The 21,145-nt window shown below is 32.1% G+C and carries 16 protein-coding genes; 12 read left to right on the forward strand and 4 right to left on the reverse strand.

Annotation, left to right across the window (positions count from 1 at the left end; translation table 11 throughout):
• Positions 1-2 precede the first annotated feature (2 nt).
• Complete coding sequence (locus B3040_RS18465) at positions 3-1,799, forward strand: ASKHA domain-containing protein (protein ID WP_291576543.1); 1,797 nt, start codon at positions 3-5, stop codon at positions 1,797-1,799.
• Positions 1,800-2,079: 280 nt separating this feature from the next.
• On the opposite strand, the gene B3040_RS18470 is transcribed toward B3040_RS18465, so the two are convergent.
• Positions 2,080-2,700: a response regulator gene (locus tag B3040_RS18470; RefSeq protein ID WP_291576545.1), complete on the reverse strand. Its 621-nt coding sequence runs from the start codon at positions 2,698-2,700 to the stop codon at positions 2,080-2,082.
• Between the two features lie 26 nt (positions 2,701-2,726).
• Entirely contained in the window at positions 2,727-3,788 is a 1,062-nt protein-coding gene (locus tag B3040_RS18475) for a sensor histidine kinase (protein WP_291576548.1), read from the reverse strand.
• 270 nt (positions 3,789-4,058) lie between these two features.
• Between B3040_RS18475 and B3040_RS18480 the strand changes: the two genes are divergently transcribed.
• The 3 genes from B3040_RS18480 to B3040_RS18490 are packed head-to-tail and all read left to right on the forward strand — an operon-like array spanning position 4,059 to position 7,311.
• Positions 4,059-4,991: an ABC transporter ATP-binding protein gene (locus tag B3040_RS18480; RefSeq protein ID WP_291576550.1), complete on the forward strand. Its 933-nt coding sequence runs from the start codon at positions 4,059-4,061 to the stop codon at positions 4,989-4,991.
• Between the two features lie 12 nt (positions 4,992-5,003).
• On the forward strand, positions 5,004-6,158 hold the full coding sequence (locus B3040_RS18485) for an ABC transporter permease (RefSeq protein WP_291576552.1): 1,155 nt from the start codon (positions 5,004-5,006) through the stop codon (positions 6,156-6,158).
• The gene (locus tag B3040_RS18490) at positions 6,145-7,311 is read left to right on the forward strand and encodes an ABC transporter permease (protein WP_291576554.1); all 1,167 of its coding nucleotides are present in this window, start codon (positions 6,145-6,147) and stop codon (positions 7,309-7,311) included. The genes B3040_RS18485 and B3040_RS18490 overlap by 14 nt, the downstream gene beginning before the upstream one ends.
• 173 nt (positions 7,312-7,484) lie before the next feature.
• On the opposite strand, the gene B3040_RS18495 is transcribed toward B3040_RS18490, so the two are convergent.
• Entirely contained in the window at positions 7,485-7,922 is a 438-nt protein-coding gene (locus B3040_RS18495; protein WP_291576557.1) for a hypothetical protein, read from the reverse strand.
• Between the two features lie 660 nt (positions 7,923-8,582).
• Between B3040_RS18495 and B3040_RS18500 the strand changes: the two genes are divergently transcribed.
• The 3 genes from B3040_RS18500 to B3040_RS18510 are packed head-to-tail and all read left to right on the forward strand — an operon-like array spanning position 8,583 to position 11,597.
• Positions 8,583-9,737 (forward strand): efflux RND transporter periplasmic adaptor subunit, encoded by a 1,155-nt coding sequence (locus tag B3040_RS18500; RefSeq protein WP_291576560.1) that lies wholly within the window; start codon positions 8,583-8,585, stop codon positions 9,735-9,737.
• Positions 9,730-10,422 carry an ABC transporter ATP-binding protein gene (locus B3040_RS18505; RefSeq protein WP_017414188.1) on the forward strand — a complete coding sequence of 231 codons (693 nt, stop codon included), beginning with the start codon at positions 9,730-9,732 and terminating at the stop codon, positions 10,420-10,422. The genes B3040_RS18500 and B3040_RS18505 overlap by 8 nt, the downstream gene beginning before the upstream one ends.
• Positions 10,413-11,597 carry an ABC transporter permease gene (locus B3040_RS18510; protein ID WP_291576562.1) on the forward strand — a complete coding sequence of 395 codons (1,185 nt, stop codon included), beginning with the start codon at positions 10,413-10,415 and terminating at the stop codon, positions 11,595-11,597. Before B3040_RS18505 ends, B3040_RS18510 begins: the two co-directional genes overlap by 10 nt.
• A gap of 201 nt (positions 11,598-11,798) precedes the next feature.
• Here the strand turns inward: B3040_RS18510 and B3040_RS18515 are convergent, their stop codons facing one another.
• Positions 11,799-13,013, reverse strand: coding sequence for an MFS transporter (locus B3040_RS18515; protein WP_291576564.1), 1,215 nt, complete (start codon positions 13,011-13,013; stop codon positions 11,799-11,801).
• 476 nt (positions 13,014-13,489) lie between these two features.
• Here B3040_RS18515 and B3040_RS18520 point away from each other — a divergent pair, with 476 nt between their 5' ends.
• The 5 genes from B3040_RS18520 (at position 13,490) to glpK (ending at position 21,143) form a co-directional block, all read left to right on the forward strand.
• On the forward strand, positions 13,490-14,134 hold the full coding sequence (locus B3040_RS18520) for a corrinoid protein (RefSeq protein ID WP_291576566.1): 645 nt from the start codon (positions 13,490-13,492) through the stop codon (positions 14,132-14,134).
• A 52-nt stretch (positions 14,135-14,186) separates the two neighbouring features.
• Positions 14,187-15,239: a uroporphyrinogen decarboxylase family protein gene (locus B3040_RS18525; RefSeq protein WP_291576568.1), complete on the forward strand. Its 1,053-nt coding sequence runs from the start codon at positions 14,187-14,189 to the stop codon at positions 15,237-15,239.
• A 194-nt stretch (positions 15,240-15,433) separates the two neighbouring features.
• The gene (locus B3040_RS18530) at positions 15,434-16,429 is read left to right on the forward strand and encodes a tocopherol cyclase family protein (RefSeq protein WP_291576570.1); all 996 of its coding nucleotides are present in this window, start codon (positions 15,434-15,436) and stop codon (positions 16,427-16,429) included.
• A gap of 297 nt (positions 16,430-16,726) precedes the next feature.
• Complete coding sequence (locus B3040_RS18535) at positions 16,727-19,198, forward strand: HD domain-containing phosphohydrolase (protein ID WP_291576572.1); 2,472 nt, start codon at positions 16,727-16,729, stop codon at positions 19,196-19,198.
• Positions 19,199-19,646: 448 nt separating this feature from the next.
• Positions 19,647-21,143 (forward strand): glycerol kinase GlpK, encoded by a 1,497-nt coding sequence (glpK, locus tag B3040_RS18540; protein ID WP_291576574.1) that lies wholly within the window; start codon positions 19,647-19,649, stop codon positions 21,141-21,143.
• Positions 21,144-21,145: the final 2 nt, after the last annotated feature.

Here is a 21,145-nt window from a genome sequence, read left to right on the forward strand (position 1 = left end):
CAATGGCTAAGATTTTTATTAAAGAGCTAGGTAAAAGCTTTGAATACACGCCAAAGAAAAACTTGCTACAGCTTTTATTAGAAAATGAAATTTTTGTGGATAATCCTTGTAATGGAAAAGGTTCCTGTGGAAAATGTAAGGTTAGACTAGTGGAAGGAAACCTTTCAGAACTTTCATCAACAGAAAGAAAGTTATTAAAAAAAGATGAAATAGAAGCAGGTATAAGGCTGTCTTGTCTAGTAGTACCAGAAGGAGATATTACAATAGAACTTCTGCAAAAAGAAAGAAAGCATAAAATACTTACCACTGGTTACATGCCTAAATTTCAGATTAAACCAGCAATTTACAAAAAAAGTTTTCATATAGAAAATCCTACTTTGGAAAACCAAAGTCCTTTTGAAGATTGTTTATGTCAGGTTCTTGGGACTAAAAAGGTTAACTGGCAGTTACTTAGAGACTATGAAAGCAGCTATGGAACTGTAACGGGAGTATTTAATCATAGTGAGTTAATTGCGCTTGAATCAGGGAATACTACTGAACTTCTCTATGGTGTTGCCATTGACATTGGGACCACAACAGTGGTAGCAGCTTTAATAGATATGAACAATGGTGAGGAGCTAGCCACTGCTTCAACAATTAATCCTCAAAAGAAGTTTGGGTTAGATGTATTAACTAGAATAACCTATGAATTGGAACATCCAGAGGGCTCTAAAGAAGCTTTACAGAAAACTATAGTAGAGGCTATCAATGAATTGATAGAAGAAGTATGTAGTGAAGCAAAAGTAAGAAAAGAAAATATTTATGAAATTTCAGTGGCTGCAAACTGTACTATGATGCATTTTCTATTAGGTATTGATGCAACATCAATTGGAAAATCTCCCTATGCTCCAGTATTTATAAAGGCAAAGAATATACTGGCAAAGGATCTTGGTATTAAAGCTGCAAAGGGGGCATGTGTATATTGCCTTCCTTCTGTATCTTCTTATATTGGAGCAGACATAGTAGCAGGTGCCTATGTTTGTGAATTGCATAAAGCTAAGGAAAACATACTATTTATAGATATAGGAACTAATGGAGAGATAGTTTTATCTAAGGGGGGAAGTTTGCTGTCCTGTTCTTGTGCAGCTGGACCAGCCTTAGAAGGGATGAATATAAGCTCGGGAATGAGAGCAGCAGAGGGAGCCATTGAAGATGTAATAATCACAGAAAATGGCATAGAATTTAAGGTGATAGGAGAAGAAGAACCTGTAGGAATATGTGGAAGTGGTATATTGGCCGCAGTTAAGGAACTACTTAAAACAGGAATTGTAAAAAAAGATGGAGCCTTTATAAAAAAGGAAAGCCTAGAAGAAACCGATTATCGATATCCCATGATACAATTAAATGGGAAAAAAAGAGAATTTGTTTTAAGAAGTACTCCAGAACAACTGTTAATAACCCAAGGGGATATTAGGCAAGTACAATTAGCCAAGGGAGCTCTTTTATCAGGTTTTTATGCCTTACTAAAACAAGCGGATATTGAAATGAAGGAACTACATAAGGTGATGATAGCTGGACAGTTTGGAGCTCATCTGCCAGCAGATAGTCTTGTAGGTACGGGCATTTTACCAGAAGAGGTAAAGGATAAACTAGTATATGTGGGGAATTCCTCCAAGACTGGAGCATATATGGCACTTATGTCCATTGATGTTAAGAAAGAGATAGAGGACTTAGCAGGTAAAATGAATTATATGGAGCTTGGAGCCTCAGAGGGTTATGAAAAATTATTTTCACAGTGTCTTATATTTGGAGATAAATAAAAAAATCATTGCCTATCATTATAATTGAAGCTAATTAAGTTTATAAAGATAGGATGAATTAAAGTGTTTTTATCTATTAAGTACAAGAAAAGGTTTGGAGAAATCCAAACCTTTTTCGTACACATTGAAAATAACTCTCATAAAGTGGAAGTTCACACTATAATATTAATTGAATCTTTGACTATAGGGTAAGTTTTAATTCAGTATAATATATTAACATACTATAGATTTACTTACTTTATTAATTAAGTTAGAGTTCTAATTTTAGTGTGAAAAGTATTTACCTATTTTTATAATAAAATACTGCAAGTTGTGTTCTATCTCTTAAACTTAATTTCTCTAAAATTATAGAAATATTATTTCTAACAGTGCCTTCACTTAAATATAATCTAGTAGCTATTTCTTTGTTACTTAGTCCCTCAGCTACAAGAGTAATTATATCTAATTCCTTTTCAGTAATTCCAGAGGCTGATAAATCAGTTTTATTGTTACTGGCAATTAGGGATGGAATTTTTGAAACAATATCATCACCAAAGACGCTTTGTCCCATAAATACAGCTCTAAGAGAAGGTACAATGGATTCGAAGTTCTGCTTTATAATATAGCCCTTAGCACCAATCCTCAATGCCTTAACTATATACTCATCATCTGAAAAAGTGGTAAGAAATAATATCTTTCCCTGTTTATCCTTGGTTAAAATAAATTCTGCTGCCTCAAGCCCCGTCATGGTTTCCATTCTTATATCAATTAATAAAATATCAGGCTTCAAATTATTATAAAGTTCTATAGCTTCTTTCCCATTGTGACCAGTGCCTACAACGGAAATATCTTTTTCAACTTCTAATATGGTTTTAAGAGCTACACATACTAATTTATCATCGTCTACAACAACTACTCTCATATTTTTATTTAATCCTTTCTAAATAATTATTTTTTTGGTATTGAGATGAAGATTCTAAAACCTTTATCTGTACTCACATTAACGTTGCCGCCTACTGCATTAACCCTGTCTGTAATATTCTTTAGCCCTATACCATTTTCACTATTACAACTGCAGTTAGAGCCATTATCTTGTATAACTAATTGGTAAAGTGCAGGATGCTCACGAATTATTAATGATACAGTAGTAGCGTTTGAATGTTTTATAATGTTTGATAAAGCTTCTTTGGTAACAGCAATAAAGCAATACTTAATATTATTTTCAAGATTTGCATTCATATCGTATTGGAACTTAATAGGGCAAAATTTAAAATTATCAACTAGTTTTTGTATCTCAGTACCTAAGGTAATTGATTCCTCATGCAAATTATGGACACTGTTGCGTATGCTATCCATAGCTTCTGACAGTGTGTTTTTTACAAGTGTTAAGCTTTCCTTTGTTTCTTCATTTTTATTGATGGCAAGAAGTGCCCCCACTTGTAAAATAGATCTTGAAAGTAAGTGCCCCACGTTATCATGGATATCTCTTGCTATTCTATTTCGTTCTGTTACCGTGGCAAGGTTTATTTCATAATCTTGTTTTTCCATAAGTTCTTTGTTTTGTTTTTCAAGCGTTATTCTCATTTCTTTAGTATCATCTTGAAGGTTATGAAAATGTTTTTCAAATTTTTCAAGGGAAACGCTACGATGTTTTAAAGTATAGGTAGCAATAATAACTGGCGCTAGTAACCACTTTGAAGTAAATAGGATTTCAGTGGAGTTTATAAAAAGTGGAAGAAAAGAGAATACCCATATCAGTTTTAGCTTAAAAAATATTACATCATAACATATCAGAGGAATAAAGAACAAGAAAGCTGGCTTAAAAAAACAAGCAACCAAATAGGCAGTAAACACTGACAAGGTTATACTGTCATTTTCTAAATAGCTTAAGAGAGCACTTAAGGCTATAGCAATTAAAATTGGAGCTATCATATATAGGTTATTAGCATTTGGCATATATAGAGTAAAACAAATAATAAAGATAACAAGTTTATCAATTAACCTCTTCATTTTATTTACCAACCTTTTTCAGTAATAGTTATTCCATAGTCTTTAACAGTTAATTTTCAAAATACAGGAAGTTATTCATTTATATATAAATTTTAACACCACATGGCTAGGTCCTCAAGTTGATTATTACATTTGTCATGGGTAACTAGGAGTTTAATCACTAACAAATTACAAATAAATGTATTATGATTAATATATAGACAAGGAAATAATTGCTTTTAGCAAATCTTTTCAAAGAATTTTATTGTATTAATAATTGGAGGTATTTATATGGTAATAAAGGTTAAAAACCTAGTAAAAAGATATAATGAGTTAATAGCACTAGATCATTTAAATTTAGAAGTAAATGAAGGGGAGATTTTTGGACTCTTAGGACCAAATGGTTCTGGTAAAACCACTGCAATAAATTGTATTTTATCTTTGCTTAAATATGATAAAGGCACTATAGAAATTTATAATAAACCTATGTCACCTGATGCATACGATATTAAGAGTGACATCGGTATTATTATGCAAAATGTAGCAGTTTTTGAAGAGTTAACGGTTTTTGAAAACATTGATTATTTTTGTGGAATGTATGTTAAAGATAAAAAGAAGCGCCGCCAGTTGGTGGAAGAAGCTATAGATTTTGTTGGGTTAAAAGAATTTAGAAAGTTTTATCCTAAAAAGTTAAGTGGAGGGTTACTTCGTAGATTAAACATTGCTTGTGGGATTGCTCATAAGCCAAAGCTAATTATATTAGATGAACCAACAGTTGCTGTTGACCCACAAAGTAGAAATAATATATTAGAAGGAATACAACGCCTTAATAAGGAAGGGGCAACAATTGTGTATACTTCTCACTATATGGAAGAGGTTGAGGAAATCTGCACTCGTATTGCAATTATGGATAAAGGAAAGATAATTGCTACGGGAACTAATGATGAACTTAAGGGTATGATAAACTCTGGGGAAAAGTTAACTATAGAAGTATTCAAAATGGATAATACCATATTAGAGGGAGTAAAAAATCTTCCTAATATAGTTTCTGCTGAATATAATGAAAACTTACTTGTTGCTAAGTCAAGCAGGGGTAAAAATAATTTAGTTGCTTTGCTAGACTATCTAAAATCAAAAAACATTGTAGTTGGAAAGATTTATTCAGAACCACCAACCTTAAATGATGTATTCTTAGAGATAACTGGTAAAGAGCTCAGAGATTAAAGGAGTGATATAATGATTTTTCATAATTATATATATAGACTTAAATGTATTTTAAGGGACAAGCAAAACATGTTTTGGACTTTATTATTCCCAATACTTTTAGCTACATTGTTTAATATGGCTTTTTCAAATCTTTCAAGTGCTGAAAATTTTTCGGAAATTAAAATTGGCATAATTGAAAATGAGGAATATAAAAGAAATGGGGATTTTATTAAAACTATTGAGTCACTTTCAACGGCAAATACGACCACAGAGAATAGTAAGCTCTTTCATGTGAGTTACACAGCAAAGGAAGAGGCAGATAGACTTCTAGAGGACAATAAAATTGAAGGGTATATATTGTTTGATAATGGGATAAACCTTGTTGTGAAAAATTCAGGTATAAAACAAACTATAATAAAGTCCTTCATAGAAGATTTTAAACAAACTTCCTCTACAGTGGTAACAATTATCAATAAAAATCCTTCTGCTATGGAGAAAGGGCTTTTAAATAGTGTTTCAAATAGAAATGACTATCTTAAGGAAGTTGTAGCAGGCAAAGCTGAACCAAATAATGTTGTAATCTATTTTTATAGTTTAATTGCCATGACTTGCTTATATGGAAGCTTTTGTGGACTTAAAGAAGTTACTGCCCTACAGGCTAATTTATCCCCACAAGGGGCAAGGGTTAACATGGCACCAACCCATAAACTAAAGGTATTTGTAGCTTCAATGCTTGCAGCAACAACAGTGCAGTTAGGAATAATGCTTATTTTGATAGGCTATTTAAATTTAATTTTAAAAGTAAAATTTGGTAGTCAATTAGGATATATTGCGTTAACTTGTTTAATTGGAACAATTACAGGGGTTACCTTTGGTACTTGTATTGCTTCAATAATTAAAAAAGGTGAAGGGATTAAAATTGCAATTCTAATCGGTGGCACTATGACCATGTCTTTTTTATCAGGTATGATGAATGACAAAATGAAATATATAATTAGCACTAAGGCGCCAATTATATCTTATCTTAATCCAGTAAATCTAATAACAGACTCATTTTATTCCTTATATTATTATAGTACCTATAAGCAATTTTTTATAAATATAGCTTTACTTTGTGGCTTCTCCGTAATTTTCAGTACAATTACCTACCTGGTATTAAGGAGGCAGAAATATGCAAGTTTATAAGGCTTTTTTCAAAATAATTCTTAAAAATTTATCTCAAATAATGATTTATGTTGTAGTATTTATATCCTTAGCAATAGCTCTAGCTAATACAAGTAATCAAACTGTAAATACTGATTTTACTGAAACAAAAGTTAATATAGCATTTATAAATTATGATGGAGACTCAAAACTAGTAGAGGGGCTAAAAAGCTATCTTGGAAAAAATGGTAAACTCATAGATATCCCAGATGATAACCAGAAGCTTCAAGATGCATTATTTTTCAGGCAAGTAGAATATATAGTAAAAGTACCAGAAGGGTTTACTGAAGAATTGCTAAGTGGTAAAACACCACAAATTGAAAAGACATCTCTACCTGGTTCAACAAGTGGAATATACGTTGATAGTATAATCAATAAATATTTAAATACGGCAAAAATTTATAGTTCCAATATGGAAAATTTATCAGAGGAACAGTTAATAAGTTATGTTGACAATGATTTGTTACAAAGGATTGAAGTGAAGGTAAATAATTCAGAAGAAGAAATTAGTAAAAATGAAAAGCGTGCCTTTTATTTTAATTATATGGCTTATGCATTATTTGCAGTATTAATTTTAGGTGTATGTTCAGTTATGCTTGTGTTTAACAATACAGACTTAAAAAAGAGAAATAATTGCTCACCTATAAAGCTTAGAAATATGAATTATCAAATGATACTAGCAAACTTTAGTTTTGCAATCCTTGCATGGGTAGCTATGATTTCAACAAGCTTTATTATGTATGGTAGTTATATGTTTACCGCAAAAGGCGCACTGTTTTTATTGAACTCCTTTGTGTTTACCCTTGCAGCTTTGAGTGTTAGCTATTTTATCGGTAATATTGTAAAAAGCAAGGGTGCCATGTCAGCAGCGGCAAATGTTTTTTCTTTAGGATCATGTTTTATCAGCGGAGTATTTGTTCCTCAGGAATTGTTAGGTAAAACAGTATTAAAAATAGCATCTTTTACACCAAACTATTGGTATGTTAAATCCAATAATATCATAGCTAACACCGTGAATTTTAATATGGAAAACCTTACTCCAGTATTTTTAAATATGCTTATAGTAGTTGGATTTGCTGTGGCTATACTTTCAGTAACTCTCGTAATAATAAAGCAACAAAGAGTTAGTAGTTAAACTGTAGAATATTATTCATTTAAAATCAACACCTACCTAGGTAATATTTAAAGCATCTATCTGTAAGCAAAAATAGACCTCCTTTGGTTCTTATGTAGTTTGCTAAGCGCACCAGAATCAAAGGAGGTCATTAAATTTTTATAAGTCTAGGTTATAAAACAGTCTTAAAGCTATTACATGTTTGATGGTGGGTCTATAGAATCTGCTTTAGCTCCAAAGCCAAAAATTTCTTTCTTTTGATAAATAAATAAAGCCATTAATAATGGTAGTATTAAACTAATAATAAGAGAAGCTTTGAATCCCGTCATAATTATAGCATAAATAATGTTAACAACTACACATGTAAAGTAAGTGTATACCCCTAAGGATTTTCTGAGTAGTATTAAGATAATTCCTATAACTAATATCAGTGACAATATCAAGCTTATAACTAAGCTACTTGTAGAAAGTACAGGTGCAGTTTGTCCTACTGATTGTAATTGTTGTTCAATTGTATCTTTCATCAATAGTAGTGGAATAAATCCAATAATACCCAATCCAGTAAAAACTAATTGGATGATTGATATTGTTAAGATACCCCCACCGAGTTTTGGTTTTTGGTTATTTTCCATAATAAACATCTCCTTATAAGTGTTTGTTAATTTTTTCCCATAATAATATTATAAGGTTTATATTATATTGATACAACTCCAGCAAATTTGTTCAAATTTCAGTTTACTTTTTATATTTAAAGCAATTCAATATAGCTTAAAAGAAAAAGTGAAGTTTGACAGTTAAATGTTTTCAAAATGTCGAAAAAGAAAGAATACTACATAAACCCACTAAAATAGGAATTTTACGTGTTAGAATTTGCGATAAATATTTATTGGCAATTAAAAATCCACATCTGTATAATGAAAATAAGGAACAAAGCATATACAGGTAAGCTAAAGTGAAAAGTAAGTAAGAGGATTTGAAGTTACATAATTATGAAAATAAGTGTAGTAAATTTCACAAAGGTAGTCTGCAATGTTTCTAGATACCCTATAACTCATGGCAATATAATATTAGGTAGTAAATCCGTATAAATAATATTAGAAGTAACAGGGTGTCTCATTTAAGTGGGGCACCCTGTTTAAAAAGTTATTTTTTATTACCTCGAAATATTAGAACACTTATCATAGACCATGAAGGAATAAAGAGAGGAGTTAAAATAAAAAAGTTTATTTATTAATTATGTATAACACCTTTAAAAGGTGTTAACTAATTTAATTTATTGAGGAGGATACTTTATGAAAAAGAAGTATATTATAATTTCTGTTATTTCCATGATTATAATCTTATCGACCTTAGGTTTTTATTTTTTGAAGAAAAGTACAAATAATACAGCTAAGGCTAAGAAGGTAGAGCTATTGACTATTGCACCAAAAGAAAAGATATTTATAAATGGAGTAATTTCTCCAGAGAAAAGTGAAGATATCTTTTTAGACCCTACTAAAGGAACTGTAGATAAAACTTCAGTGAAAAATGGACAAGTTGTTAAAAAGGATGAGGTATTATTTACTTATAAAAGCGAGGTAGTAAGTGAACAAATTAAACAAGTGAATAGACAACTTTCTTCAAGTAATGCTCAAAAAAAGCAGCTAGTTGCAAAACAGGGAGAAGCAAAAAAGCAGCTACTTGCTCAACAAGAACAAGCAAAGAAAAATCAAAGTTTATTAGCTGGTGGTAATGATAACTTGGCTTTAAATTCAGCTTTAGCTCCAAGTATGGATAGTCAACTAAGTGCCTATAAGGATCAAATAGATTCAGTTCAACTTCAAATTGAATCTTTTGAAAGTGAACTAAAAGGGCTAAAAGAAAAAGAATTTACTACAATTAAAGCACCTATGGATGGAAGGGTAATCTTACATGATACAAAGAGTAATCCAACATCACCATATATAACAATTGAAACCGCAACTTTTTATGTGAAGGGAAGCATTAATGAAAAGCAACAACCAAAGATAAAAGAAAATCAATCTGCAGAAATACTTATACTATCTACTAGTAAAGCTGTAAGTGGAAAAATAACTTCCATAGGAAATAGACCTACAGCACCTCAGGTTACTGCACAAGCCATAACTGGTGGTGGAGGAGACTCCAATATATCTTATTACTCTGTAAATATAGCTTTTGATTCACAAGAGGGGTTAACAAATGGATTTCACGTGCAAGCTAGTATTAAATTAGATGATGAAGCAATAAAGATACCTAAAACAGCTATTTTAAAGGAAAATGATAAGAGTTATGTTTTTAAAGCTGTGGATAATAAGCTAACTAAGCAAGAAATCACATATACTGAAAGCGATTCAAAGGAAGTAGTTATAAATTCAGGCTTGCAGGAAAATGATGTAGTAGTAACTAACCCAAGGGAAGATATGAAAGAAGGTAATCCTGTTGAGTAAAGTTATAGAGCTAAAAAGTATTAATAAATATTATAAACTAAGAGAGGGTAGACTACATGCCCTTAAAAATATTGATTTAACCATAGAACAAGGAGACTTTTTAATGATTATGGGGAAGTCTGGGAGTGGAAAAACTACTCTTTTAAATCTTCTTGGCTTTCTTGATAGCTTTGAGGAGGGTAATTATATATTTAATGGAGAAGATGTTACTCACTTAAATGAAAATCAGAGGTCTGAGCTAAGAAATAACTATATGGGCTTTATTTTCCAACAGTTTCACTTAATAGAATCTCTAACTATTGGTCAAAATGTGGAGCTTCCTTTAGTTTATAAGGGAAATGTGTCTCATAAGGAAAGAACAAGACTTACTGAGAAGTATTTAGATATTGTAGGATTATTGAACAAGAAACAACAAAGGCCTACAGAACTTTCAGGGGGACAGCAGCAACGTATTGCCATTGCTAGGGCCTTAATAAATGACCCTTATGTTATTTTTGCAGATGAGCCTACAGGAGCTTTGGATAGTGAAACAGGAGAAGATATTATGAACATACTAAAAAAGCTCAATGAGGAAAAGAAAACTATTATAATGGTTACCCATGATGAGGACTTAACGAAATATGCTAATAAAGTAATTCGTATAAAGGATGGGGTAATGGCAAAGGTGGAGTTAAAATGTCAATAATAGATTTATTAAAAACTTCTGTCTATAGCATGAAATCACACAAACTAAGAGTTTTCCTAACTATGATAGGTATAATTATTGGGATAAGCTCTGTAGTAACAATACTATCCATAGGTAATGGACTAAAGGCAGAGGTTAATAAATCAGTGGAGGATACTAGTTCAAATAAAGTAAATGTACTATTTCAACCGGAAAATATGGGAGCAGATATGACCCTGATGGAACCCTTCGAGGAGTCGGACATTTATTCTCTTCAAAAGATTGATGGGGTTCAAAAGGTAGAAAAAAGCAAAAGTGCCTTTGCAGGTTTTAGCTTTTCTACAGCACAAGGTACTTATTTTGACAAAACTGTAATGCTTGTGCTAAGTGAGTATAAGGATCAAAAGCTAAATATTGAACATGGACGTACTATTAAACCAGAAGAGAAATCTAGAAAGTTAATAGTTTTAGACAAGAGAAATGCAAAAGAGGTTTTTGGGAATCCTGAAAATGCAATTGGTAGAGGAATAACTCTTAATGGTATAACCCATGAAGTGGTAGGAGTATTGGGGGAAGAGAGTGCGTTTTCACTAACGGGGGGAACTAGTTATGTATCTAAGGAATCCATGGAAGATATGAGCGCTGATACTACAATTTCAAGCATAGATGTTTATATTAAGCCTGATGCAGATAGGGAAAAAGTCCTTACAGAGGTAAAAAAGGAACTTGCTTTAAGTCATCCTACTCTAAAAGGAAAATATGAAACTCAAGATCCTCAGGCAATAACAAAGGCTTTTGAAAAGATTATTGGAGGATTAACTACCTTCGTAGCTTTAGTAACAGGTATTTCTTTATTTGTTGGGGGAATTGGGGTTATGAACATCATGTATGTATCTGTTTCTGAGAGAAAGAGGGAAATTGGTATAAGAAGAGCCATTGGAGGAAAACCAATAAGCATACTACTTCAATTCTTATTTGAAGCTATTATGGTTACAGGAACAGGGGGACTAATTGGTATCTTATGCGGGTATTTATTTGGAAAGCTAGCAGGGGTTTTTATGCCTTTCAAACCAGTACTCACTGTAGGAAGCTTTGCAGGAGCAACACTTACTTCTGTTATAGTAGGGATTGTATTCGGTATAATACCAGCCTATAATGCTTCAAAACTAGACCCAATCAAGGCGATTTATAAGTAAAACTAAAATTTTTACTAGGCCTATAATCCCTAAGAGGACTGTAGTAAAACAAATATTAATTAACTTAATACTAATCAAGCCATGCATAATAGAAGAATTTGCCTTCTATTTATGCATGGCTTTCGTACTATTTAGGGCTTTATGTGCTATGCAACACCCTTTTTTATATCAAATTTTAAAGTTATAAAAACTTAACAAAAATTATAGGTTTATTTTCTCAGTTTTATGGATTTCACAAGCCTTGTCCTTAGGAAGCTTAGTTGAAACTATAAAAGCAATAGCAATAAAAATTATAATTAATCCTACAACTCCAACCCACCCATAATTTGTCCAGAAAGTACCTGCGGAGGTTCCCCCTACACTGGAGCCTATATAATAAAAGAAAAGATAAAGAGAAGAAGCTTGTGCTTTATCATGATTTGCAAGATGACCTACCCAACTGCTAGCAATAGAGTGACCACCAAAGAAACCAAAGGTTAGTAGAGCTATACCAAAAATTTTCAGGGCTAAATTCTTGGTTAAAGTTATTCCTATTCCACCAAGCATTATTAAAAGAGCTATTCTTAATATTTTTTGTTTTCCATAATTGTCTGCAAGGTGTCCCATCCAAGTTGAACTAAAGGTTCCACATAAATAAATTACAAAAATAAAGCTTACTAAAGTAGGACTTAGGGAGTAGGGTGGAGCAATTAACTGAAAGCCTATGTAATTATATAAAGATACTAAGCTGCCTAGTAATAAGAAGCCAGTGATAAAAAGGCAGAGCAAGTTAGAATTCTTTAAATGATTCACCATGGATTTAGTCAATTTCTTCAGGTTTAAAGTTCTTGGAGTAAAGTGTTTTGAAGGTGGAAGTTGAACATAGAACAATACACTAGAAATTAGACTTAATGCACCTATACTAAAAAGGGCGATACGCCAATTGAATAAATCAGTAAAAATTCCTATGGTTATACGTCCAAACATACCTCCTAGAGAATTACCACTAATGAACATTCCCATGGCAATGCCAAGACTTTTCTCTTCAATTTCTTCTCCTAAATAAGCCATGGCAATTGCAGATAATCCAGATAAAACAAAGCCTTGGAGTATACGCAAGACAATAAGGTAGTGAAAACTTGGAACAAAAGCCGTAAGCATGGCAAGGATAGAAGCTGAAAACATGGAAAAGGTCATCACTGATTTTCTTCCCAAGGCTTCAGATAAAGAACCTACTATAAGTAGACTTATTGCCAATGAAATTGTGGTAGCAGAGAGTGACAGGCTAGCTGTTGTGGGGGAAATATTAAATTCTTTAGAAAGGTATGGAAGTAGGGGTTGGGTACTATATAAAACTGCAAAGGTACAGAAACCACCAGCAAATAATGCCGCATTTGCCTTTCTAAATTCCTTTGAGCCTTTTTTTATATAACTCATAATTTTTTCACCTCTAGTTTTAAGTATAGGGATAAAAAGTGAAAACCTACCTTGTGTAAAAAGGTTATCTTTACAGCTCTAAGGCTTTTAAGATGAATAAAACTAATTTTCACCTTTATAAACTTACAATAAATTCATTTCATAGCTTTTATAATTTATAGAGAATCAAAACCACGACTTATCTAACAAAAGGTTCTTACTGTGGTTTAACAAGTTTTTGGTAAAATCCATCTTTATACTAAACCTATATATTCTTGAAGTCAAATGGCATATAGATGTAACTATCAGTATATTTAGTGATAGTTTACCATGTAGTTTAATCTAGTGATTTTCACACAAAAAGCTAAATGATTACTATTTATTATGTCTATTAGAAGTGCGGTAAGTATTTGAATTTATTATACATGACTAATTTTATACTATGTAAAATTATAGTGCTATATAATGGACATGATGATTTCAATATGGAGGTTGCTATGAATAAGCAGAAAATATTTTTTAATATAAAAAATAGTTTAGTAGAAATGGAAGAGGAGAAGGTAGTTGAGCTTTGTGAAGAAACCTTAACGCAAGACATACCAGCCTATGAAACTATAACAAAGGCACTAATACCTGGAATGGATGAGGTAAGCAAGCTTTTTGAAGAAGAAGAATATTTTCTTCCGGAGGTTTTGATTTGTGCAGATGCTATGAATGCAGGTTTAGAGGTAGTAAAGCCTTACTTAGATAAAAATAGTATAGAAAAGCCCATTAAAGTTGTCCTTGGTGTTGTTGAAGGGGATACCCACGATATTGGAAAGACCTTAGTAAAGATAATGATGGAATCAGGTGGGATAGAGGTATACGACCTAGGAAGAGATGTACCGCTTAATCAGTTTATTGAGAAAGCTGAAGAAGTTAGTGCAGATTTTATTGGCATGTCAACTTTAATGACCACTACCATGGGAGGTATGGAAACTGTAATTAATAAGTTGAAGGAGAAAAATATTAGAGATAAATACAAAGTGTTAATTGGTGGAGGTCCCATATCTCAAAACTATGCTAATAGAATTGGTGCAGATTTATACACAAAGGATGCCAATGAAGCTGTTAGAAAAATAAAAGAAATCATGAGTAATTAAAAACATGAATAAAGAGAATCTAAATTATTAAGTTGTAAAGGAGAGAGTCCTATTGTTTAAAGAAGAAATGACTCCAAGGGAAAGAATGGATGCTTTCTCAAAAGGTGAGGAAATTGATCGTGTAATTTGTGTGCCGGATATGGGAGTAACTATGGCACCTTTTATTGGAGCAAAAACTAGTGATTACTATTATTCAGCAGAGTTAATGGCAAACTTAGAAATTGCACTTTTTAATAAATTAGGCCATGATAGTGTGGGGATTTCCACAAGTCTTAGAGGCGTTGCAGAGGCTATGGGTTCTAAAATTGCCTATCCTGATTATAATATTTCATATCTCCTAGAACCTGCTGCTAAATCAGTTAATGAAATTGAAGGCTTAAAGGTAGCTAATCCTTTAACGGATGGAAGATTACCAATTTTACTACAAGCTTTAAGATTGACAAAAGATGCTTTGATAAAGCAAGTTGATGTAGGAGCTGCAATGTCTGGTCCTTTTAGTGTGGCTGCATCTGTGGTAGGAACTGAGAATTTGTTAAAGTGGATGATAAAGTATCCTAAAAAGGTACACACCTTAATGGAAATAGTAACAGAATCAAATAATAGATATATAGAAGAAGTAGCAAAACTAGGGTTATCCATTGGCTTTGCAGATCCAGTTTCATCAACAAGCCTAATTAGCCCAAGACTTTTTAGAGAGTTTTCACTGCCTTATCTTAAGAAGAATGCAGTGAAAATCAAAGAAACCACTGGAAGTGCTCCAGGTATACATATCTGTGGGCGAAGCAAAGAAATTTGGCAGGATGTAGTTGATATAGGTATATCAAACTTTAGTATAGATAATGTAGAAGACTTAGAAGAAGCTAAGAAAATAATGGGGCATAGAGTTATCATCACAGGTAACGTACCCCCAGTAGATGTGGTGCATTTAGGAACTAAAGAGGAGATATTTAACTCAGTAAAAGATTCTATAAGAAAAGGCCACAATTCCCCAAAGGGGTTTATCTTAAGTACAGGTTGTCAAATTCCAATGAATACACCGATTGAGAAAGTTGAAATGTTTATGGAAGCTGCTAAAACCTATGGCACATATCCATTGAATTTATAATAATTTGATATAGGAATATTTAACACTGATAATGGAAGAAAGAATAAAAGACAAGGTTAAGTAAGGTTCTTACTCTTACTTAATCTTGTCTTTTTCTTTGTAATTAATTTTATTTAATATAAAATTAACTGATTTTGGATAGCCTAAGTAAGTAGATTAATTTAGTAATGATTAAGGAGAATTTGTACAATATAATGAAACAGAATAAATTTATGTGGCTAAAAAAGATTAATTCACCAATGATATTCCAAGGGCATATTAAAAGAAAAAATTACTTTGAAGGTTGGTACTATAGACAGGTTTCAAAAGATAGAAAAAATGTAGCATGTTTTATACCCGGAATTAGCCTAACAGCTGAGGATCCTCACAGTTTTGTTCAATATATTTATGTGTATGAAAGTACCACGGGCGAAAAGAAAGTAAAAACAGGCTATGTAAAATATCCAATAGAATCTTTTAGATATAGTAACAATCCTTTTAAAGTAGAAATAGAAAACAATACTTTTACAGAAGCAAAGGTGGAAATTAATTTAGTTCATAAGGATGCAATTATAAGGGGAACTATTAATTTAGGAACCTATATGACTATTAAGAAATCAATTTTAATGCCTAATATAATGGGATATTTTGCTTACATACCTAATATGGAGTGCAATCATGGAGTTATTAGCATGAACCATAGAGTAAGTGGAAAGCTTAGAATTAATAGTGAGGAAATAGATTTTAATAATGGAAGAGGTTACTTAGAAAAAGATTGGGGAACTTCTTTTCCTAAAGAGTATATATGGATCCAGTGTAACAATTTCTGCAATGAGAGCACAAGCTTATTTTGCTCCATAGCACACATTCCATTTTTAAAGAGAAGTTTTACAGGATTTATATGTAATTTAGTAGTTGAAGACTCAGAATATAGATTTGCTACTTACAATAACAGTACTGCAATAATTAAAAAGGTAAGTAGTAATAAGGTGACAATATCATTAGAAAATCATAAGGCTAAACTAGAAATTCAGGCAATGGTTAAAGACTCAGGTGAACTTATTGCTCCTAAGCTAGGAAAAATGGGAGAAAAAATCAAAGAAGAGTCAGCTGGACAGGTAAAAATGAAACTATATGATAAGATGAATAATAGCAGCTTGGAGGAACAAGGGTACATGGCAGGTATTGAAATTGTAGGTTATGATAGTTGAGGCAATAATATACAAAGATGCTAAGTGCTGACTTTTGGTTAAAACCATAAAAACTATTTGATTTCTAGTAATTTTTATGGTTTTACTTTTATTGAAGATGATGAAATGAGTCAAAATTTGCTGAAATACAGAAAATAAACAAAAAATATATTACAATACAATTTAAACATGTTAAGTTTTCTTATTTTTTTTACGAGAATTAAATTTAATTAATAATATTACAGAACAATAAAAAGCCATGGCTTTAGAAAACATGTGAGAATAAGTGAAAGAAAGTGTTGTATAGAGGGTGTTCAAATGAATGTAAGAAATAAAGTAACATTAATATTAATTACCACTACAGTTTTTATTGTTTTATTTAGTAGATTTTCACTGAAGGAATTTTTTTCAAATTATCTTGAAAAGCAAGAGGAAATTCAAGTTAACTCAATAAGATGGAATATAGAGGCTTTTCTAAAAGAAAAAATGGACAAGTATAGCGGTGTCCTAAATGATTGGGCACATTGGGATGATACTTATGAATATATGAAAAATAAATACCCCACTTTTACAGAAGAAAATTTAAATGACGATACTTTTATAAATCTTGAAGTCAACTTTGTTATTATTGCTGAAAAGGATGATTTAATAAAGACCAAGAAGTATTATAATTTTAATAAAAAAGCTTTTGAGGATTTTCCAATTAGTATTGATAAAGAAATTGACAAGATTATGATAATGTCTAAAACTAAGGAAGATACTTCAGCCATTATGAAACTTGGGGATAAATTTTATTTTATTACTAGTTCAGAAATCACTGATTCTATGAAGATTAAGGAATCGGTGGGGAGGATGATTTTTGGAAGGCTTATTGATGAGGAAATGGTGAAAACCTTAGAGAAAATAACAGATAGTAAAATTTCCTTTTCCACAATGAACATAGATGATGAGTATTTAGTAAAAGGAAAAATTAAAGAGGATGTTGATAGTCAGTCGTTAGCTTTAATTGAATCCCAAAAATATAGAGATTTCATGGACATGGAATTTATGTTACAAAGTGACTTTCATGGAAATTCTCCCATTATAATAAAATTAAATATGGACAGAACTTTATTTTCAGGTGGTATGAAACAAATACATAAATTTATATTAAGTTACATAGAAATTATGTTACTAATTTCAGGAATAGTTTTTAGTCTTCTTGGAAGATATATATCTATGCCGTTTACAAAGCTAATTGATGAGGTTAAAGTTATAGAGCTTGGTAAAGGTGAAGTTAAAAAGCTAAAAGTTTCTGGCAAGGATGAATTTGCTTTTTTGAGAAGTTCAATAAATAACATGTTAAGCAGAATAGAAGCTGAACAATATAAAGTAAGAGAAAATAGAGAGAAGCTATATGCTACCTTGACTTCTGTAGGGGATGGGGTTATAGCTGTTGATAAAGACAGGAATGTAACCTTTATAAATCCAGTAGCAGAGGAACTTACAGGATGGTGCAATGAGGATGCAATGGGACATAATCTAGAAACCATTTTTAAGGTTATTTATGGAATCACAAGAGAAAAAGTAAAAATCCCTTCACAAGAAGGTACTGAAGAAGAATGTGCTACTGACTTAGACAATAATAAAATTTTAATTTCCAAGAACGGTTATGAAAGAGTTGTTGAAAATACCTTATCACCTATTAAGGATAAGTCAGGAAGCACTATAGGAATGGTGTTAGTTTTTAGAGATTGTAGCGAAAAAAATGAAAAGAGAAAGGAAGTAGAATTTTTAAGTTACCATGATCAATTAACAGGCTTGTATAATAGAAGATATTTCGAGAAGGATTTAAAACGACTAAATACCAAGGAAACCTTGCCTTTATCTATTATTTTTGCTGATGTGAATGGGTTAAAAACCATAAATGATGCTTTTGGGCATAAATATGGTGATATGCTTCTTCAACAGGTTGCAGAAGTACTTAAAAAAGAATTTAGGCAAGGGGATACTATATGTAGAACCGGGGGAGATGAATTTATTATCTTGCTTCCCAAAGCAGAAAAAGCATTGGCACAAAAATTAATAAATCAGGCTAAAGAGAAGCTAGAGGAAAAGGCCGTAATGAACATCATTATCACAGTCTCTTTTGGTTGCGATACGAAGATGTATGAAAATGAAGATATGTGGAAAGTTGTAAAAAATGCAGAGGATTTCATGTATCAGAAAAAGATTTTCTACAGTTCCAGCAGACGTAGTGAGGTTATAAAATCCATTCTTAATACACTTCACTTAAAAACCCCAAGGGAGGACGCTCACTCTAAAAGAGTTAGTGTAATATGTGAGGCTATGGGAAAAGCTTATAATTTGACAAATGATGAAATAAAAGAACTAAGGCTGGCGGGGGAGCTTCATGATATAGGTAAAATTGCAGTGGATGAGGTTATTTTAGACAAGCCTGACAAGTTATCTCAAGAGGAATGGGAGCAAATAAGAAGACATCCTGAAACAGGGTATAGACTTCTTGCTACCTCTAGTAGGTATTATGATATTGCTGAGTATGTTCTTGCTCACCATGAAAGATGGGATGGTACAGGTTATCCAAGGGGATTAAGAGGGGAAGAAATTCCCTGGAAGGCAAGAATAATTAGTATTGCAGATTCCTTTGATGCAATGACCTGTGAAAGACCCTATAGAAAGTCTTTCACCGAAGAAGAAGCTGTTATAGAAATTAAAAACAGTGCTGGAAAGCAATTTGATCCAGAAATTGCAAGAGTCTTTGTGGAAAAAGTTTTAGGTAATACTTGGTAACTCTTTTTTATATCATATTAGCATAGGATTTAATAAATTTTTTTATAAAAGGTTCTTTTTTAGAGAGAAATTAATATAAATATACAAATAGAAAGTTTTCAAAGTTGTAACAAATTTAAAAGAAAATTCAAAATTCTATTGAAAAAGGTGAAAATACTATATATAATTAATTTAAGATGTAAATTGGCTGAGAAAAGAGAGCCGTATTAAAGCAGGAGAAGCATATCTCTGCTTTAATGCGGCTTTTTATTCTAATTTAGTATACTTTTTTTATATAAAATTATTTTAGAAAAGTATACTAAATCCAGCAGAAAACACATATTATTTTTATTATAATTTACTACAAAGCGTAGAAAGCTTTTACATGTAAAAAATAAAATCACTACATAATCACTTCTATTTATGACTATTCATAAATGGAATATATATATTATAAGGGGGACTTATTATGGCAAAGTATATTATGGCCTTGGATCAAGGTACAACTAGCTCAAGAGCAATTTTATTCAATGAAAAGGGTGACATTGTTAGTGTGGCACAAAAGGAATTTAAACAGATTTATCCTAAGGGAGGCTGGGTAGAGCATGATCCAATGGAAATATGGTCAAGCCAGTTTAGTGTTGCGGCAGAAGCTATGGCTAGAATAAATGCAGAGGGAACAGACATAGCAGCTGTGGGAATTACAAACCAAAGGGAAACTACTGTAGTTTGGGACAAGAGGACTGGAATACCAGTTTATAATGCTATAGTTTGGCAGTGCAGAAGAACTTCTGGGACTTGCGATGAATTAAAGGCAAAGGGTTTTGACACTGTTGTTAAGGATAAAACAGGTCTTGTATTAGATGCTTATTTTTCAGGAACAAAAATTAAATGGATACTTGACAATGTACCAGGAGCTAGAGAAGAAGCTGAAAAAGGTAATCTTATATTTGGAAACATAGATACTTGGCTTATTTGGCAGTTAACTAAAGGTAAGGTTCATGTAACCGATTGCACCAATGCATCAAGAACAATGCTTTATAATATATACGACTTACAATGGGATGAAGAAATTTTAAAAGAATTAAATATACCTAAGTCAATGCTTCCAGAAGTTAAACCATCAAGTTATGTATATGGACATACAGACCCAGCTTTATTTGGAACTGAAGTTCCAATAGCAGGAGCAGCAGGAGATCAGCAGGCAGCTTTATTTGGTCAAACTTGTTTCCAACCAGGAACTGCTAAGAATACTTACGGTACAGGCTGTTTTATGCTTATGAATACTGGTGAAAAAGCAGTTAAATCTAAAAATGGGTTATTAACAACTATAGCTTGGGGTGTTGATGGCAAGGTTGAATATGCTCTTGAAGGAAGTATTTTCGCGGCTGGTGCTTCAATACAGTGGTTAAGAGATGAGCTAAGGATGATAAAAGATGCTGCTGATTCAGAAGCATATGCTACAGCAGTAGAAGATACTAATGGAGTTTATATGGTTCCAGCCTTCGTAGGACTTGGGGCTCCATACTGGGATCAATATGCAAGAGGAACAATTGTAGGACTTACAAGAGGAGCTAAGAAGGAGCACTTTATAAGAGCTACTCTTGAATCTTTAGCTTATCAAACCTATGACGTATTAAAAGCTATGCAAGAGGATTCAGGAATAACTTTAAAGGCGTTAAAAGTTGATGGTGGAGCTTGTGCAAACAACTTCTTAATGCAGTTCCAATCAGATATACTTGGAGTTCAAGTTGATAGACCACAGGTAATTGAAACTACAGCTTTAGGAGCAGCTTACCTTGCAGGACTTGCAGTTGGATACTGGTCAAGTAAAGAAGAGGTTGCAGAAAACTGGGCTATATCAAGAACCTTTAAACCAGAAATGACTAATGAAAAGAGCGAAACTTTGTTAGAAGGATGGCATGAAGCTGTTGGAAGATCTTTAGGTTGGGTAAAAGAAAGATAATA

The sequence above is a fragment of the Clostridium sp. UBA4548 genome (assembly GCF_002387895.1).
Taxonomy (GTDB): domain Bacteria; phylum Bacillota; class Clostridia; order Clostridiales; family Clostridiaceae; genus Clostridium_J.